Source organism: Nocardia sp. NPDC052112, assembly GCF_040680135.1.
GTDB lineage: Bacteria > Actinomycetota > Actinomycetes > Mycobacteriales > Mycobacteriaceae > Nocardia.
Map to the genome: position 1 here is coordinate 178172 of NZ_JBFAWD010000018.1, position 14319 is coordinate 192490.

17 protein-coding genes are annotated in these 14319 nt (G+C 66.3%); 6 read left to right on the forward strand and 11 right to left on the reverse strand.

Annotated features, from left to right (window positions below; translation table 11 throughout):
* Positions 1-5: 5 nt before the first annotated feature.
* From trpA to AB0L58_RS30490, 5 genes are all read right to left on the reverse strand, one after another.
* A complete protein-coding gene (trpA, locus tag AB0L58_RS30470; protein WP_364391875.1) occupies positions 6-806 on the reverse strand; it encodes a tryptophan synthase subunit alpha in 801 nt (266 codons plus the stop codon).
* 154 nt (positions 807-960) lie between these two features.
* Positions 961-2259: a tryptophan synthase subunit beta gene (gene trpB, locus AB0L58_RS30475; protein WP_364391877.1), complete on the reverse strand. Its 1299-nt coding sequence runs from the start codon at positions 2257-2259 to the stop codon at positions 961-963.
* Entirely contained in the window at positions 2229-3047 is an 819-nt protein-coding gene (gene trpC, locus AB0L58_RS30480; RefSeq protein WP_364391881.1) for an indole-3-glycerol phosphate synthase TrpC, read from the reverse strand. The genes trpB and trpC overlap by 31 nt, the downstream gene beginning before the upstream one ends.
* Positions 3048-3176: 129 nt before the next feature.
* Positions 3177-3932 (reverse strand): TIGR02234 family membrane protein, encoded by a 756-nt coding sequence (locus tag AB0L58_RS30485; protein WP_364391883.1) that lies wholly within the window; start codon positions 3930-3932, stop codon positions 3177-3179.
* On the reverse strand, positions 3929-5485 hold the full coding sequence (locus AB0L58_RS30490) for an anthranilate synthase component I (RefSeq protein ID WP_364391886.1): 1557 nt from the start codon (positions 5483-5485) through the stop codon (positions 3929-3931). The genes AB0L58_RS30485 and AB0L58_RS30490 overlap by 4 nt, the downstream gene beginning before the upstream one ends.
* Before the next feature lie 160 nt (positions 5486-5645).
* Between AB0L58_RS30490 and AB0L58_RS30495 the strand changes: the two genes are divergently transcribed.
* From AB0L58_RS30495 to AB0L58_RS30510, 4 genes are all read left to right on the forward strand, one after another.
* Positions 5646-5945, forward strand: coding sequence for a hypothetical protein (locus AB0L58_RS30495; protein ID WP_364391888.1), 300 nt, complete (start codon positions 5646-5648; stop codon positions 5943-5945).
* Between the two features lie 91 nt (positions 5946-6036).
* Positions 6037-6501: a peroxiredoxin gene (locus AB0L58_RS30500; protein WP_364391891.1), complete on the forward strand. Its 465-nt coding sequence runs from the start codon at positions 6037-6039 to the stop codon at positions 6499-6501.
* An 86-nt stretch (positions 6502-6587) separates the two neighbouring features.
* Complete coding sequence (locus AB0L58_RS30505) at positions 6588-7160, forward strand: permease (RefSeq protein ID WP_364391893.1); 573 nt, start codon at positions 6588-6590, stop codon at positions 7158-7160.
* Positions 7161-7386: 226 nt separating this feature from the next.
* The gene (locus AB0L58_RS30510) at positions 7387-7839 is read left to right on the forward strand and encodes a MarR family transcriptional regulator (protein WP_364391895.1); all 453 of its coding nucleotides are present in this window, start codon (positions 7387-7389) and stop codon (positions 7837-7839) included.
* 19 nt (positions 7840-7858) lie between these two features.
* Here AB0L58_RS30510 and hisI read toward each other — a convergent pair whose 3' ends face one another.
* The 5 genes from hisI to AB0L58_RS30535 form a co-directional block, all read right to left on the reverse strand.
* Positions 7859-8203, reverse strand: coding sequence for a phosphoribosyl-AMP cyclohydrolase (gene hisI / locus AB0L58_RS30515; protein ID WP_364391898.1), 345 nt, complete (start codon positions 8201-8203; stop codon positions 7859-7861).
* 885 nt (positions 8204-9088) lie between these two features.
* Complete coding sequence (gene hisF, locus AB0L58_RS30520) at positions 9089-9862, reverse strand: imidazole glycerol phosphate synthase subunit HisF (protein WP_364391900.1); 774 nt, start codon at positions 9860-9862, stop codon at positions 9089-9091.
* A gap of 42 nt (positions 9863-9904) precedes the next feature.
* Positions 9905-10720, reverse strand: a complete 816-nt coding sequence (locus AB0L58_RS30525) for an inositol monophosphatase (protein WP_364391902.1) — start codon at positions 10718-10720, stop codon at positions 9905-9907.
* Between the two features lie 7 nt (positions 10721-10727).
* A complete protein-coding gene (gene priA / locus AB0L58_RS30530) occupies positions 10728-11459 on the reverse strand; it encodes a bifunctional 1-(5-phosphoribosyl)-5-((5-phosphoribosylamino)methylideneamino)imidazole-4-carboxamide isomerase/phosphoribosylanthranilate isomerase PriA (protein WP_364391905.1) in 732 nt (243 codons plus the stop codon).
* Positions 11460-11521: 62 nt separating this feature from the next.
* Positions 11522-11974 (reverse strand): MarR family transcriptional regulator, encoded by a 453-nt coding sequence (locus AB0L58_RS30535; RefSeq protein WP_364391907.1) that lies wholly within the window; start codon positions 11972-11974, stop codon positions 11522-11524.
* Between the two features lie 100 nt (positions 11975-12074).
* Between AB0L58_RS30535 and AB0L58_RS30540 the strand changes: the two genes are divergently transcribed.
* The gene (locus AB0L58_RS30540) at positions 12075-12581 is read left to right on the forward strand and encodes a nuclear transport factor 2 family protein (RefSeq protein WP_364391910.1); all 507 of its coding nucleotides are present in this window, start codon (positions 12075-12077) and stop codon (positions 12579-12581) included.
* Here the strand turns inward: AB0L58_RS30540 and AB0L58_RS30545 are convergent.
* The gene (locus tag AB0L58_RS30545) at positions 12578-13105 is read right to left on the reverse strand and encodes a hypothetical protein (protein WP_364391913.1); all 528 of its coding nucleotides are present in this window, start codon (positions 13103-13105) and stop codon (positions 12578-12580) included. The two genes, AB0L58_RS30540 and AB0L58_RS30545, sit on opposite strands and share 4 nt — an antisense overlap.
* 313 nt (positions 13106-13418) lie before the next feature.
* On the opposite strand from AB0L58_RS30545, the gene AB0L58_RS30550 reads away from it, so the two are divergent.
* The gene (locus AB0L58_RS30550) at positions 13419-14114 is read left to right on the forward strand and encodes an alpha/beta hydrolase (RefSeq protein WP_364391915.1); all 696 of its coding nucleotides are present in this window, start codon (positions 13419-13421) and stop codon (positions 14112-14114) included.
* Positions 14115-14319: the final 205 nt, after the last annotated feature.

Below are 14319 nucleotides of genomic sequence, written 5' to 3' on the forward strand. Positions count from 1 at the left end.
GGCGGCTAGGAGACGACGGTCGCGGAACGGACGCCCTCGGCCAGTTCCGCCGTGAGGGTACGCACCGCGTCCAGTCCCTGAGCTGCGGCGGTCACCAGTGCCGAGCCGACGATGACTCCGTCTGCGTAGGAGGCGATTTCGGCCGCCTGCGCACCGTTGCGAACGCCGAGGCCGACGCCGATCGGGATATCGGAGTGGGCGCGGATCCGCGCGCACAGCGCCGGAGCCGCGGAGGAGACCACATCGCGGGCGCCGGTGACACCCATGGTCGAGGCCGCGTAGACGAAGCCGCGGCTGGCCTCCAGTGTCTTGACCAGACGCTCCTCGGTGGACGACGGCGCGACCAGGAAGATACGGTCCAGATCGTGTGCGGCCGAGGCGACGAACCAGCTGTCGGCCTCTTCCGGGATGAGGTTGGGGGTGATGATGCCCGACCCACCCGCGGCGGCCAGATCGCGCGCGAACCGGTCGACGCCATACTGCAGCACCGGATTCCAGTAACTCATCACTACGGCCTTACCGCCCGCCGCGGTGATCGCCTCGACCACCGCGAACACATCACGCACCCGGACACCGCCGCGCAGCGCCTGATCGGCGGCGGCCTGGATGGTCGGGCCGTCCATCACGGGATCGGAGTAGGCAACGCCGACTTCGATTATGTCGCAACCGGATTCGACCATGGTGCGGCACACCTCGATCGAACCGGCCAGATCCGGATAGCCCGCGGGCAGGTACCCGATCAGCGCGGCCCTGCCCTCCGCGCGGCAGGCGGCAAAGGTGTTCGCGAGGCGGGACTGCTGACTCACGACTGCGCCTCGCTGGCGCCCGGCTTCGTCGTCGTCATGGACGCTGTGTCGATGGCTCGCTCGCCACGCTCGCTCACGACTGCGCCTCGCTGGCGCTCGGCTCCGTCACGAGCGAGTACTCGGCTGTGTTGATTGGTTCGCTCGCTACGCTCGCTCACTGGTCGTTCTCCTTGTCGGCATGGTCATCGAACAGCCCGAACCAGCGTGCCGCCGTATCCATGTCCTTGTCACCGCGCCCGGACAGGTTCACCAGGATGATCGCGCCCTTGCCCAGTTCCTTGCCGAGCTCGAGCGCACCGGCCACCGCATGTGCGGATTCGATCGCCGGGATGATGCCCTCGGCGCGGCTGAGCAGCAGCAGCGCATCCATCGCCTCGGTATCGGTGATCGGGCGGTATTCGGCGCGACCGATGTCCTTGAGATAGGCATGCTCCGGACCGACACCCGGATAGTCCAAACCGGCCGAAATCGAATGCGATTCGATGGTCTGGCCGTCCTCGTCCTGCAGCAGATAGGAGTACGCGCCCTGGAACGCGCCGGGTGTGCCACCGGTGAAAGTCGCAGCGTGCCTTCCGGTTTCGACACCGTCACCGGCCGCTTCGTAGCCGATCAGCCGGACGCCCGGATCATCGATGAAGGGATGGAAGATGCCGATGGCGTTGGAGCCGCCGCCGACGCAGGCGGTGACCGCATCGGGCAGCCGACCGGTGAGCGCCTGCACCTGGGCACGGGCCTCCAGGCCGACGATGCGCTGGAGATCGCGCACCATCATCGGGAACGGGTGCGGGCCCGCGGCAGTGCCGAAGCAGTAGTAGGTGTCGTCGGCATTGGTGACCCAGTCGCGCAGTGCCTCGTTGATCGCATCCTTGAGGGTCTGCGAACCGGTTCGCACCGAGATCACCTCGGAACCGAGCAGTCGCATGCGGGCCACATTCAGCGCCTGGCGTGCGGTGTCGACCGCACCCATGTAGATGACGCAGTCGAGGCCGAGCAGTGCGCACGCGGTCGCGGTGGCGACGCCGTGCTGCCCCGCGCCGGTCTCCGCGATGACGCGGGTTTTGCCCATGCGCTTGGCGAGCAACGCCTGGCCGAGCACATTGTTGATCTTGTGCGAACCGGTGTGGTTCAGATCCTCACGCTTGAGGATGATGCGCGCACCACCGGCGTGCTCGGCGAGCCGCCGGCATTCGAAGATCGGCGACGGGCGGCCGGTGTAGTCGCGCTGCAGCCGGTCCAATTCGTCCAGGAAAGCGGGATCGAGGCGACACTTCTCGTATTCGGCGGTGACCTCCTCGATCACCGCCATCAACGCCTCCGGCACATGCCTGCCGCCGTAGACGCCGAAATGGCCGCCCGGATCCGGCTCGTGCTCGCTGCGCTCGTGGATGCCGTCGGAAGCCTTGGGCAGTGCCGTCACCTTCGTCACCGACCCCGCCGCGCGGGCTTCGGGCATGACGGGTGGGTGCCCGCGGTTACCAGTTCGGAGACGGCAGCGCGCGGGTCGCCGCTGGTGACCAGACCCTCGCCGACGAGCACGGCGTCCGCACCCGCACCGGCGTAGGCCAGCAGGTCCGCAGTGCCACGGATACCGGATTCGGCAATGCGGATGACTTCGGTGGGCAGGCCCGGTGCGATACGCGCGAAGACATCGCGGTCGACCTCGAGGGTCTTGAGATTGCGGGCGTTCACACCGATGACCGAGGCGCCGGCCTCGAGGGCGCGGTCGGCCTCTTCCTCGGTGTGCACCTCGACCAGGGCGGTCATACCGAGCGATTCGGTGCGGTCGATCAGCGAGCTCAGCACGTCCTGTTCCAGGGCGGCCACGATGAGCAGGATGACATCCGCGCCGTGCGCGCGGGCCTCGTGGATCTGGTAGGGCCCGACGACGAAATCCTTGCGCAGGATCGGGATGCTCACGGTGGCGCGGACCGCGTCCAGATCGTCGAGCGACCCGTGGAAGCGGCGGCCCTCGGTGAGCACGCTGATGATGCGCGCGCCACCGTCCTCGTAGGACTTGGCCAGACTCGCCGGGTCCGGGATGTCCGCGAGCTCCCCCTTGGACGGGCTGGCCCGCTTGACCTCGGCAATGACGCCGATGCCGTCTTCGAGGAGCGCGGCGCGGGCGTCCAGCGGTGCGGGTGCCGCAGCCGCGGCCGCCTTGATCGCCTGGAAGTCCAGAAGGGCTTCCCGAGCGGCCACATCCGCGCGGACCCCGTCGAGAATCGAGTCGAGTACCGTCATCTGGCTCGAATCCTTTCTGGGGAGACGGACTTGCTACCTGAGAATCCCCCCAGGCGCTGTCTCACCGATGCTGACAAAGAATAAATGGCTGCTTGTGGCGCAACTGCGCCGGGGCTGGTAGTCACCTGCTCAGACACCTCGATGCCGTTGTTTCCCCTGATCATGATCGGCGGAATCGTCGGTGGCCGAAGTGGGCCGAACCGCTTCCGCTGTCGGGTCCGTGCCCGCGTCCAATGCATCCCAGAGCACGCGTTCGGAAAGCTGACCGGTATTGCCCACGGCCTCTTCGGTGCGCTGACGCGTCACCTGTTCGGTGGCTGCGGCCCTGCGGAACACCGGATTGTCGTACTTGCCGGACAGGCGGGCGGCGTCCTCGGGCATGCGGGCCAGCAGAACACCGGCCGCGAAGGCCGCCAGCGCGCCCAGCAGCGAAAGTACGGCGGGGAACTGGGCGGTGACCACCTGGGTGACGGTCGCGCGACCGGGCAGCTCGGCCAGGGTGGCGGCCCGTGCCGCGGTCGCGCCGGATCTGGTCAGTAGCGCGAAGGCGGGCACGGCCGTCACCGCGGCGACCAAACCGATCAGCACGCCGAACATGCGCCGCAGCCAACCACGGGTCGCCAACACGGCGGCGATGGCCGCCAGCAGTACCAGGGCCAGCGGTGTGAGCGCACCGAACCAGACACCGCCGTTGAGTTTGTCGGTGCGCGGTTCGGTCAGCCCGTCGGTGGACCAGACAGTCACCCAGGTCATCCGGGAGGAGCCCCACAGCGCCGCGGCGGCGACGGTGAGCAGGACGATCGCGCCGACCGGATATTTCCGCTGCGTGGTCTGCACGTCCGCCGGGACGGCCGGATCGGTATCGGCGGATTCCGAATCGGTCATTCCGCGCTACCGTCCGCAGGTGTCGGCACGCCGTATGCCCGAACCGTTTTCGCGGCCGCCACCGCTCGCAAGACCGCCATGGCCTTATTGCGGGATTCGACGTCCTCGTAGTCGGGATCCGAATCCGCGACAATGCCCGCACCCGCCTGCACGTAGGCGGTGCCCTCCTTCAGCAGTGCGGTGCGGATGGCGATCGCGGTATCCGCATCACCAGCGAAGTCGAGATAGCCGACGACACCGCCGTACACGCCGCGACGCGTTGGCTCGAGTTCCTCGATGAGCTCCATCGCACGCACCTTCGGCGCACCCGACAGTGTGCCCGCGGGGAAGCAGGCATTGACCGCGTCCAGCGCGATCTTGCCCGGCGCGAGACGGCCCGAGACCGTCGAGACCAGATGCATGACGTGGCTGTAGCGCTCGATATGCCGATACTCGGTGACCCGCACCGTACCCGGCTGGCAGACCCGACCGAGATCGTTGCGGCCGAGGTCGACGAGCATCAGATGCTCGGCATTCTCCTTTTCGTCGGCCAGCAGCCCCTTCTCCAGCAGCAGATCGTCCTCCTCGGTGGCACCGCGCCACCGAGTACCCGCGATCGGATGTGTCGTCGCCACTCCCTCCTTCACGGTCACCAGCGATTCCGGGCTGGAGCCGACGATGGAGAATGCCGTGCCGCCGTCGCCGTCCGGGATGTGGATCAGATACATGTACGGGCTCGGATTCGAGGCGCGCAGCATCCGGTAGAGGTCCAACGGCGCGCCGTCGTAGTCCATTTCGAAGCGCTGCGAGAGCACCACCTGGAAGGCTTCGCCCGCCTCGATCTCCTTCACCAGGCGGCGCACGCCCGCGCCGAATTCTTCGGTGGTGCGGCGGCGGCGGTACTCCGGCTCCGGCTGATCGAAGACCGACACCGTGGACTCCGCGGGTGCGGCCAGCGCGGCGGTCATCCGGTCCAGCCGGGCGACCGCATCGTCGTAGGCCTCGTCGACCCGCTCAGCGGTGCCGTTCCAGTTGACCGCGTTCGCGATGAGCGTGATCGCACCCTCGTGATGGTCGAAGGCCGCCAGATCGGTGGCGAGCAGCAGCACCATCTCGGGCAGCCGCAGATCGTCGACGGCGAGGGTGGGCAGCCGCTCGATCCTGCGCACCGCGTCATAGCCCAGGTAGCCGACCATGCCGCCGGTCAGCGGGGGCAGGCCGGGCAGCCGCTCGGTCCGCAGCAGCTGCAGGGTTTCGCGCAGCGCGACCAGCGGATCGCCGCCGGAGGGCGCGTCCGCTGGGGTGTTCCCGAGCCAGGCCGCTTCCCCGTCGACGACGGTCAGCGCGGATGGGCTGCCCGCACCGATGAACGACCAGCGCGACCAGGACCGCCCGTTCTCCGCGGACTCGAACAGGAAGGTACCGGCCCGATCCGCGGCCAACTTGCGGTAGGCCGACAGCGGAGTTTCGGAGTCTGCCAGGACCTTTCGGGTCACGGGGACCACCCGATGCTCCGCGGCGAGCAAGTGGAACTGTTCGCGGGTCGTGGTGGTGGGAGTGGACGCGCCAGGCATGAGTCCATCATCCCAGGTGGCACCGACAGCCTTGTCGGCGCGTCCCAATCTCCTGAACCGACTGTCCGGTTCTGACGTGCTGTGGGCGCGGGTGACAGCCGTCACTACACTCGCCCCGTTCGATCTCACACGCGGTACCCATTTCGAGAGGAGACAACTGATGTACCCCTCGCCGCCAGGTGCGCCGGACGGACGGCATGCCGTCGGCTCCGGCCTGCCCCCGCGCATGGTCGGCCTGAATTCCATGGGCGGATCACCGAGCACCAACCAGATGAACGCCCTAGCTTCTTTCGTCACCTACGTGAAGGCGCTGGAAGCCCTGGACAAGCACCACTTTCCGGATGAGTACGCCACCCACAGCGACCGGATCAGGGAACTCAGGCCGCTGCTGCGCGCGCACGGAATTCTCGATGTCATGCAGATTAAGAATCCAGAGGTCGCCGCGCTCATCGGCGCTTAGTCCTGATACGAACCCGTCATTCCGGCCGCCGGCATGACGGGACCGAGCGCGGGGGCGGCAAACCGACCTCGCGCCCGGTACTGTCCCCACTATGCAGACAGGTCAGCTCGCTCCCGAGTTCGAGCTCCCCGATCAATCCGGCACACCGCGTTCGCTCGATGCGCTGCTCGCGAACGGTCCGCTGGTGCTGTTCTTCTATCCCGCCGCGAATACGCCGGTCTGCACCGCGGAGGCGTGCCACTTCCGTGATCTGTCCGCCGAATTCGCCGCACTCGGCGCATCGTGCGTGGGCATCAGCACCGACGGCGTCGACACCCAGGCCGGATTCGCCGCCAAACAGAACCTCGGTTACCCGTTGCTATCGGATGCCGACGGTAAGGTCGCCTCGGCGTTCGGGGTGAAGCGCGGACTGCTCGGCAGGATCGCACCGGTCAAGCGGCAGACGTTCGTGATCGACCGGGATCGCAAGGTCGCCAAGGTGATCACCAGCGAGTTGCGGGCCGATGCGCACGCGGACAAGGCACTGAAGTTCCTGCGCGAGCGCGCACTGCAGTAGCTCAATTCCCCGATCCCGCACTCGCCACCCGAAAACACCAGGTCTAACGCCGCCGATCTGCTGATTGCCCGGCATACGCTGGATTCATGACTTCGAGCGAGGTTCGGCCGGACGGGCAGAAATCCACGCTGGCCACGTGGCGCACGCGGATCATCGGTGCGCTGGCCGTCATCGCCGTACTGATCATCGCCTACTTCATTCTGGCGGCGTTCATTCCACGCTGGTGGGCACAGCGCGTCGCCGAGCTGGTAAGTGGCAGTTTCAGCAAGGGCATCGGCGGGGGGCTGGTATACGGCCTGCTCTGCACCGCGATCCCGTTGTTCCTGTTGCTGGCCGCGGCGCTGATCTGGAAGCGGCGAGCCGGAAAGTTCATCGCGGGTGCTGCCGCGTTGCTCGCGGTAATCGTCGCGATTCCGAATCTGATGACGCTGTCGATCGTGCTCGGCGGCAGCAATGCCGCACATGCCGGTGAACGGATTCTGGACGTCGACGCGCCAGCCTTCCGCGGTGCGTCATTGGTCGGCGCCATCGTCGCGGTCGCGGTCTTCCTCACTGTGCTGGGTCTGATCGGCCGACGGCGGTGGCGGCGCAGACATCCCGGCAAGCCGGCGGCACCGACACCGCCCGCCGCCACTCCGCAAACGCCGACGGTTACCTAAGGACACATAGCATCCGGCCCTGTGAGTGACCTCACGTCACGGACCAAGTCCATGACGGTCGAGCGAAGTCGTGGCAAACTCGTTTACGCGAGTGACCGTGAACACGCTTTTCATTAATCGCTAGGTTCGCTAACAACAAGACGTCACTTGTCTCGAAAGAAGGCACCCAGTGACGAAGTGGCTCGACCCGGACGAACAACGAGCTTGGCGCGCGATCGTAGCGCTGATGACACGTCTACCAGGCGCTTTGGATACCCAGCTGCAGCGCGAATCCGGGGTGACGCATTTCGAATACTGGGTGCTCACAATATTATCCGAAGAGCCCGGCCATCGGCTGCAGATGAGTGACCTTGCCCACAAAGCAAATGCATCGCTATCGCGACTGTCTCATGTGGTGTCGAAGCTGGAGCGAATGGGCTGGGCACAGCGGTCGGCAACCACCGGCCGCCGCGGTGTGCATGCGGTGCTCACCGACGACGGCTACTCGAAGGTGGTCGAGGCGGCGCCCGGCTATCTGGATGCGGTGCGGCAGTTGGTATTCGACGGTCTCGATGCCGCACAGACGGCACAACTCGCCGACCTCAGCGAGCTGCTCGTCAGGCAGCTCGGCGACACTCTGAGCCAGCCCAACGGCAGGTCGGCGGCGGTCGAAGAGCGCGACGAGCGGCCGAATCCCTAGCAGTCGCGTGCGATTGCGCTCAGGTATCGGCGAGGAGCAGGTCGGAGTCGAAGCAGGTGTGTGTGCCGGTGTGGCAGGCCGCGCCCTGCTGATCGACAACGAGCAGTATGGTGTCGCCGTCGCAATCGAGGCGAACCTCGTGCACGTACTGGGTGTGGCCGGAGGTTTCGCCCTTGACCCAGTACTGCTGGCGGGACCGCGAATAGTAGGTCGCCTTGCGGGTTTCCAGCGTGCGGGCCAGCGCCTCGTCGTCCATCCAGGCAACCATCAGCACATCGCCGGTGCCGCGCTCCTGCGCGACCGCGGCGACGAGTCCGGCGTCATTGCGCTTGAGCCGGGCGGCGATGGCGGGGTCGAGAGTCATATGACCGTTATACAGGGGGCGCCCCGCCAGAACACATCGTGTACTGCCGAAACGCCACCCGGCGCAGCGGTTCTACTCCTCTGGCAGCGGAATCAGTTCGAGATGTTCGGCCACCGGCTTTTTGGTGCACGCGGCTCTGCCGGTGACCAAGTGCACCCTGCCCTGATGGGCAACCAGCCATTTGCCACAGACGCACCGCAGATAGCGAACCGAACCGTGTGTCGACACCAGCATGGGCGATGGCCAGGAGCATGCGGGACACGTGGCGGACATGGTCGCTAAGCCTGGGTAACTGTCGGGCAGATAGCAATCACCGCTGCGGCGTGGCGGCCGAACTATCCGAAAGAATCTCGAGCTGTGCGAATGCGATTCAGCTCATCGAGGATCTGTCAGGCGCGTCGGCGATCGACCTCGGCGGCCAGATCTGTTTGGACGACAACGACATCTGACCCAACGCTTTCGGACCCGCCGGAAATGGCATTGTGCCGTCGGCCGATTCGGCCGTCACGCGCAGCGCCTGCCGCCCCATCGCCGCGACCGATGACCGGTACCGTCGACTCGGCACCCACGACCGCGGCAGGCATCGGCGTTACGGCGCTGAGGGTTTCGCCGCGGAATTCCACCAGCCGTTGTCGAGGATGCCACGCAATGCGGTCAGGAATGCGCGGAGCCGGGTATCGGCAGTCGAAGTTCACACCTCGGTGATCGAGCAGGCACCGAGCCCGATGCCGACGGTGAAGCGACCGTGAGTCGCGGCCTGGGCGGTCGGTGCCTGGCGATCATGAGCAAACTACCTCGCGTTGGCACATCCCCACCGACCGTCTAGCACAAGCAGAACTGTGAGGCAGTCATTTGTTATGCGTCGGCGTGGTGTGCCGAGGCGGGCTAGCGAACGGTGATCTGTTCAGCGCGCATGGCGGCTTTTACCTGAGGGATGGTGAGCTCGCCGAAGTGGAAGACACTGGCGGCCAGCACCGCGTCCGCGCCGGCCTGGACGGCGGGAGCAAAGTGTTCGACGGCACCGGCTCCGCCGCTGGCGATCACCGGCACCGAGACCGCCTCCCGGACGGCCTTGATCAAGGGCAGGTCGAAGCCTGCCTTGGTGCCATCGGCATCCATCGAGTTGAGCAGGATCTCGCCGACACCGAGATCGGCTCCGCGCATAGCCCATTCGATGGCATCGATACCGGTGCCGCGCTTACCACCGTGCGTGGTGACCTCCCAGCCGGACGGCGTATCGGGCTGGCCGTCCGGAACGGTGCGGGCGTCCACCGACAGCACGATGCACTGCGAGCCGAAGCGCTCCGACATTTCCCGCAAGACCTCGGGGCGCGCGATGGCTGCGGTATTCACCGACACCTTGTCCGCGCCCGCACGCAGCAGTCGGTCGACATCCTCGACCGTGCGCACGCCGCCGCCGACGGTGAGCGGGATGAATATCTGCTCGGCCGTGCGGGTCACTACATCGATCATGGTGCCGCGGTCGCCGGTGGAGGCGGTGACGTCGAGGAAGGTCAGCTCGTCGGCACCCTGCAGGTCATAGGCGGCGGCGAGTTCGACGGGATCGCCCGCGTCCCGCAGGTTTTCGAAGTTGACGCCCTTGACCACCCGGCCCGCGTCGACATCCAGGCACGGAATCACGCGTACCGCCAACGTCATCGGCTCACCCTTCTTCGAATCATGTGTCCTTCGTGCGCGGCCTCACGCATCGTCGGCGACCGTGCAAATCATTTCGAGCAGTTCCTGATGCACCCCCGGCGCGGCGGCCAGCACCGAACCAGAGGTGATGGTCCACGGCTCCCCCGTCAGATCGGTGACCACCCCGCCCGCCGCGCGCACCAGCGCAACGCCCGCGGCGTTGTCCCACGGATGGTGCCCGAAGACGATCGCGCCGCCGAGCACACCCGCCGCGGTGAACGCGAGATCGATGCCGGTGGAGCCGTGCATGCGCACCCGCGACGACAGCCTGCTCAACGGGCCGAGCAGGTCGAAACGGAACCGGCCGGGAATGCGACCCGCGGAGTCCACATTGAACGCGCCGAACCCGATCATCGCCTCGCCCAGCTTCCCGTGCGGCAGTCGCGGCAGCGGTTCGCCGTTGAGTACCACCGGACCGTCGACGGCCGCCATATACCGCTGGCCGAGCAGTGGCAGCCAGGTCAGTCCGAGCAGCGGCGCCCCGTCGTGCACCAGTGCGAGCAACATGCCCGAAAGGGGATGTCCCGATGAGTAGTTGAAGGTGCCGTCGATCGGATCGAGCACCCACGCGGTCCCCGACGTGAGCTGCGGACCGCCGAATTCCTCTCCGTGCACCTCGATTCCGGTGCGCTGCTCTAGCTGCGCGGAGATGGTGCGTTCCAACTCCAGATCGAGTTCGGTTGCGAAGTCGTTGCGGCCCTTGGCCACCGCGCTCGGCGCGCCGACCCCCTCGACGAAACGCGGACTGGCGGCGTCGAGGATTTCGCCGGCGACGTCGAGCAAGGCCGGCAGTTCGGTATCGAGGCGGTTGGCGGTCATCGAATCGTCAGCGCACCGCAGCCAACGCTTCGGGCAACGTGAAGCGACCCGCGTAGAGCGCCTTGCCGACAATCGAACCCTCGACACCCTCGGGCACCAGTTCGGCGATGGCGATCAGATCCTCGATGGTGGAAACGCCGCCAGAGGCGATGACCGGCGCATCGGTGGCGGCGCAGACCTCGCGCAGCAGATCCAGGTTGGGGCCGGTGAGGGTGCCGTCCTTGGTCACATCGGTGACCACGTAGCGCGAGCAACCGTCGCGCTCGAGGCGTTCGAGCACCTCCCACAGATCACCGCCGTCGCTGACCCAGCCGCGGCCGCGCAGCCGGTGCTCGCCGTCGACGATCCGTACATCCAGACCGACGGCGATGCGCTCACCGTGCTTGGCGATGGCGCGGGCACACCACTGCGGATCCTCCAGCGCGGCAGTGCCGAGGTTCACCCGGGCACAGCCGGTACCCAGCGCGGCCTCCAGCGATTCGTCGTCGCGGATGCCGCCGGACAGCTCCACCTTGACATCGAGTTCACCGACGACCTTGGCCAGCAGTTCGCGGTTGGAGCCACGGCCGAATGCCGCGTCCAGATCGACCAGATGCACCCACTCCGCACCGGCTTCCTGCCAGGCGAGCGCCGCGTCGCGCGGGGAGCCGTAGTTGGTTTCGCTGCCCGCCTCCCCCTGAACCAGGCGCACGGCCTCTCCATTGGCGACGTCGACAGCAGGTAGCAGCACAAGACTCACGGCTGCAGTTTAGTTGCTCGCTCCGCGCGCCCTACCCCCGGCCTGCGGAAATAGGGACGCGATCACCCTTGCACATGATCATCGAGGATCCGAGTGAGCAACCGGACGAGTTCGCGACGCTCGGCGGCGGAAAGAGCCGCGGTCAGTTCGTCCTGGGCACCTTCGATTCGTCGGTCGAGTTCATCCAGGTGGCTCGTGCCCGCCTTGGTGATGGTGACGATATTGCGGCGGCGGTCGCTCGGATCCGGGGCGCGCTCGATCAAGCCGCGTTCGGCCAGATCGTTCAGCGCAGCGACGATATCGCTGCGATCGATACGGGTGCGACGGCCGAGATCGGCCTGGCTGGCGGGGCCGAATTCGCCGAGCGTGGTGAGCAGCGCGTAGTGGTAGCGGCGAGATCCGGTCGATTCGAGGGCGCGCTCGGTCGCTCGGTTGGCGAGGATGGCCACCTGATTGACCAGTCTGGTGGGCAGGGCACGCAGCCTGCCCGGGGTGTCCTCGTGCGCGATCTCCATGAGAGCAATGTAGCAAGACTTGTTGGTGCAACCCACAATCTGATATCGTTGGTCATACCAACATTGGAGTCACCAATGTTCTGCCGAAAGGGTGCTACCGATGAGCAAGATCCGCCGCTTCCTCCCCCTCGCAGCATTGCCGCTGGCGCTCGCCGCCTGCACCACCGCCGCCAAGGACGACACACACCAGCTCCGCGAACTCGTGGACCGCAACGAGATCACCGGGCTGGTCAATCAATTGGGCCGCGCCCTCGACGAGGGGCGCTTCGACGACTTCCGTGCTATCTACACCGCGGAGGCAACCGCGAAAACACCCGGTGGCCGGGCGGAGGGTCGTGCCGCGCTCATCGCGCAGGCGAGCCGGAATCACTCCGATGACAAGCGCATTCAGCACTTCATCACCAATGTGATGATTGATCTGCACGGCGATACCGCCGAGGTGCGGGCGAATCTCATCGCCACTTTCGCTCCGGCCACGACCGCCGTGTCGGAGCCGCAATACACCCTCGGCGAGGTCTACAGCTTCGACGCGGTTCGCACGGCGGAGGGCTGGCGGCTGTCTCGGGTGGAGACGACGCCGCTGTGGTCCACCGGCACCCGGCCCTAGGCCGGTTGCGCGAACCGTGCATCCACCGTCGCGAGAACCCGAATGCGATAGCAATTCAGCGTGGCAGCGACCGCGAATACCGCGGTCGCCAGGGCCGCGGCAATCCGAACCCACTCGCCTACCTGGAATTCGGTTGCCGCACTCTCGATTTCGGCGAAGCTGTGCCGGGAGCGTTCGTCGAACAGAATCGTCGCGCGTGGCCACAGGTAGAAGATCGACAGCAAGAACTGGCCACTGATGAGCGAAATCATCGATGCGCCGACCCATCCCCGTGCGAGGCGATACCGAACCGCGACCGCACAGGCGACCAGCGCGCATACCGTAAGCGCCCCGCCGAGCGGCCGCATCACATCGCCGACCGCGACCGCACTCATGAACTGCTGGGTCTGTGCCAGCGATTCCGGCACGTCACGAAAGACATTGGGATACAGCATGATCGTCTCGGTGAGAGCGGCCGCGAACGCGAAGCTCGCGACCGCGGCATAGACCCCGATGACGGTCAACGGAACCGTGACAGATCTCATGGCGACCTCCTCGACACGACCATAGGCCCGAGGTCCAGCGTTGCGGATCCGGACGCATCCCCATATCCACGGCATCCGAGTCAGGGGCTGCCCGGAGGACATCGGCACCCGGTGCGCCGCAAAGCGACCCGCTCGCGACGCAGCACCGATCGACCGCATTCGGACTCTTCCAACATTCGGCGTCACCGCGAAGACGCTCGACGAGGCCGACTGGTTCTCCAGAACGAGGTACCGCCGAAACGACCGGAGCAATAGGGTGGAGGGGCGAAATCGCCACCTCGGTTTCGCTGCGGCCGGGGGTGAAATGCGATCGATGAAGGTGCCAGCCACTGACGGGACCTTGCTGCACGTCGGTGTCACGGGAGACGGTCCGGATGTCGTGGTGCTCTCCGGTGGACCGGGCTGTGTTCACTATCTCGAGGACGACCGGCTGGCACCTCGCGGGATGCGCGCTTGGTATCCCGAGCCCAGGGGCGTCGGACGCTCCGAGGGTGGGCCGCACGACCTCGGTCAGGCCGTCGCCGATATCGAAGCGGTGCGACGAGCCGCAGGTATCGACAGCTGGGTAGTGCTCGGCCATTCTTGGGGCTCGGACCTGGCGGTGCGCTACGCGCTGGATCATCCCGAGCGCGTCAGGTCCGTTGTCGGCGTCGCCGGGCATGGATTACACAAGGACCGCACTTGGTCACAGGCATATGAGTCCTCACGGCATCTCGAGGCCGACATCGAGATCGACTGGGAACCAGCCGTCCACACCGAATTGAGCGCGTCATTCGTGGAGTGGATCCACGAGCCGGATCTATTCCGCCGACTGGCCGACTCCGCTGTTGGCATGACATTCGTCGCCCCACAGCACGACATCCGCCCGCCCTGGCCACTGCGGCAACTCGCCGCCCTGATTCCGCACGGCAGATTCGAAGAACTACCGGGAGTCGGCCACAACCTATGGGCGACCGATCCACACGTGTGGGTCGATCTCATCACAAGAAGCTGCCACGCGCATTTATGATCGCTCGCCGCTGGGCGAAAGCAACGTTTGCTTCATTGCCGACTGCGGATCACCGGTTCGAGCGGATTCCGCTCGATTTCCCCTCGCCATAGTGGTGTCGGCCAAACATAACGCAAAAAGGCCCCCAACTGTTGTTGGGGGCCTTTCGCAAGGATGTTCCGGCGGTGTCCTACTCTCCCACACCCTGTCGAGTGCAGTACCATCG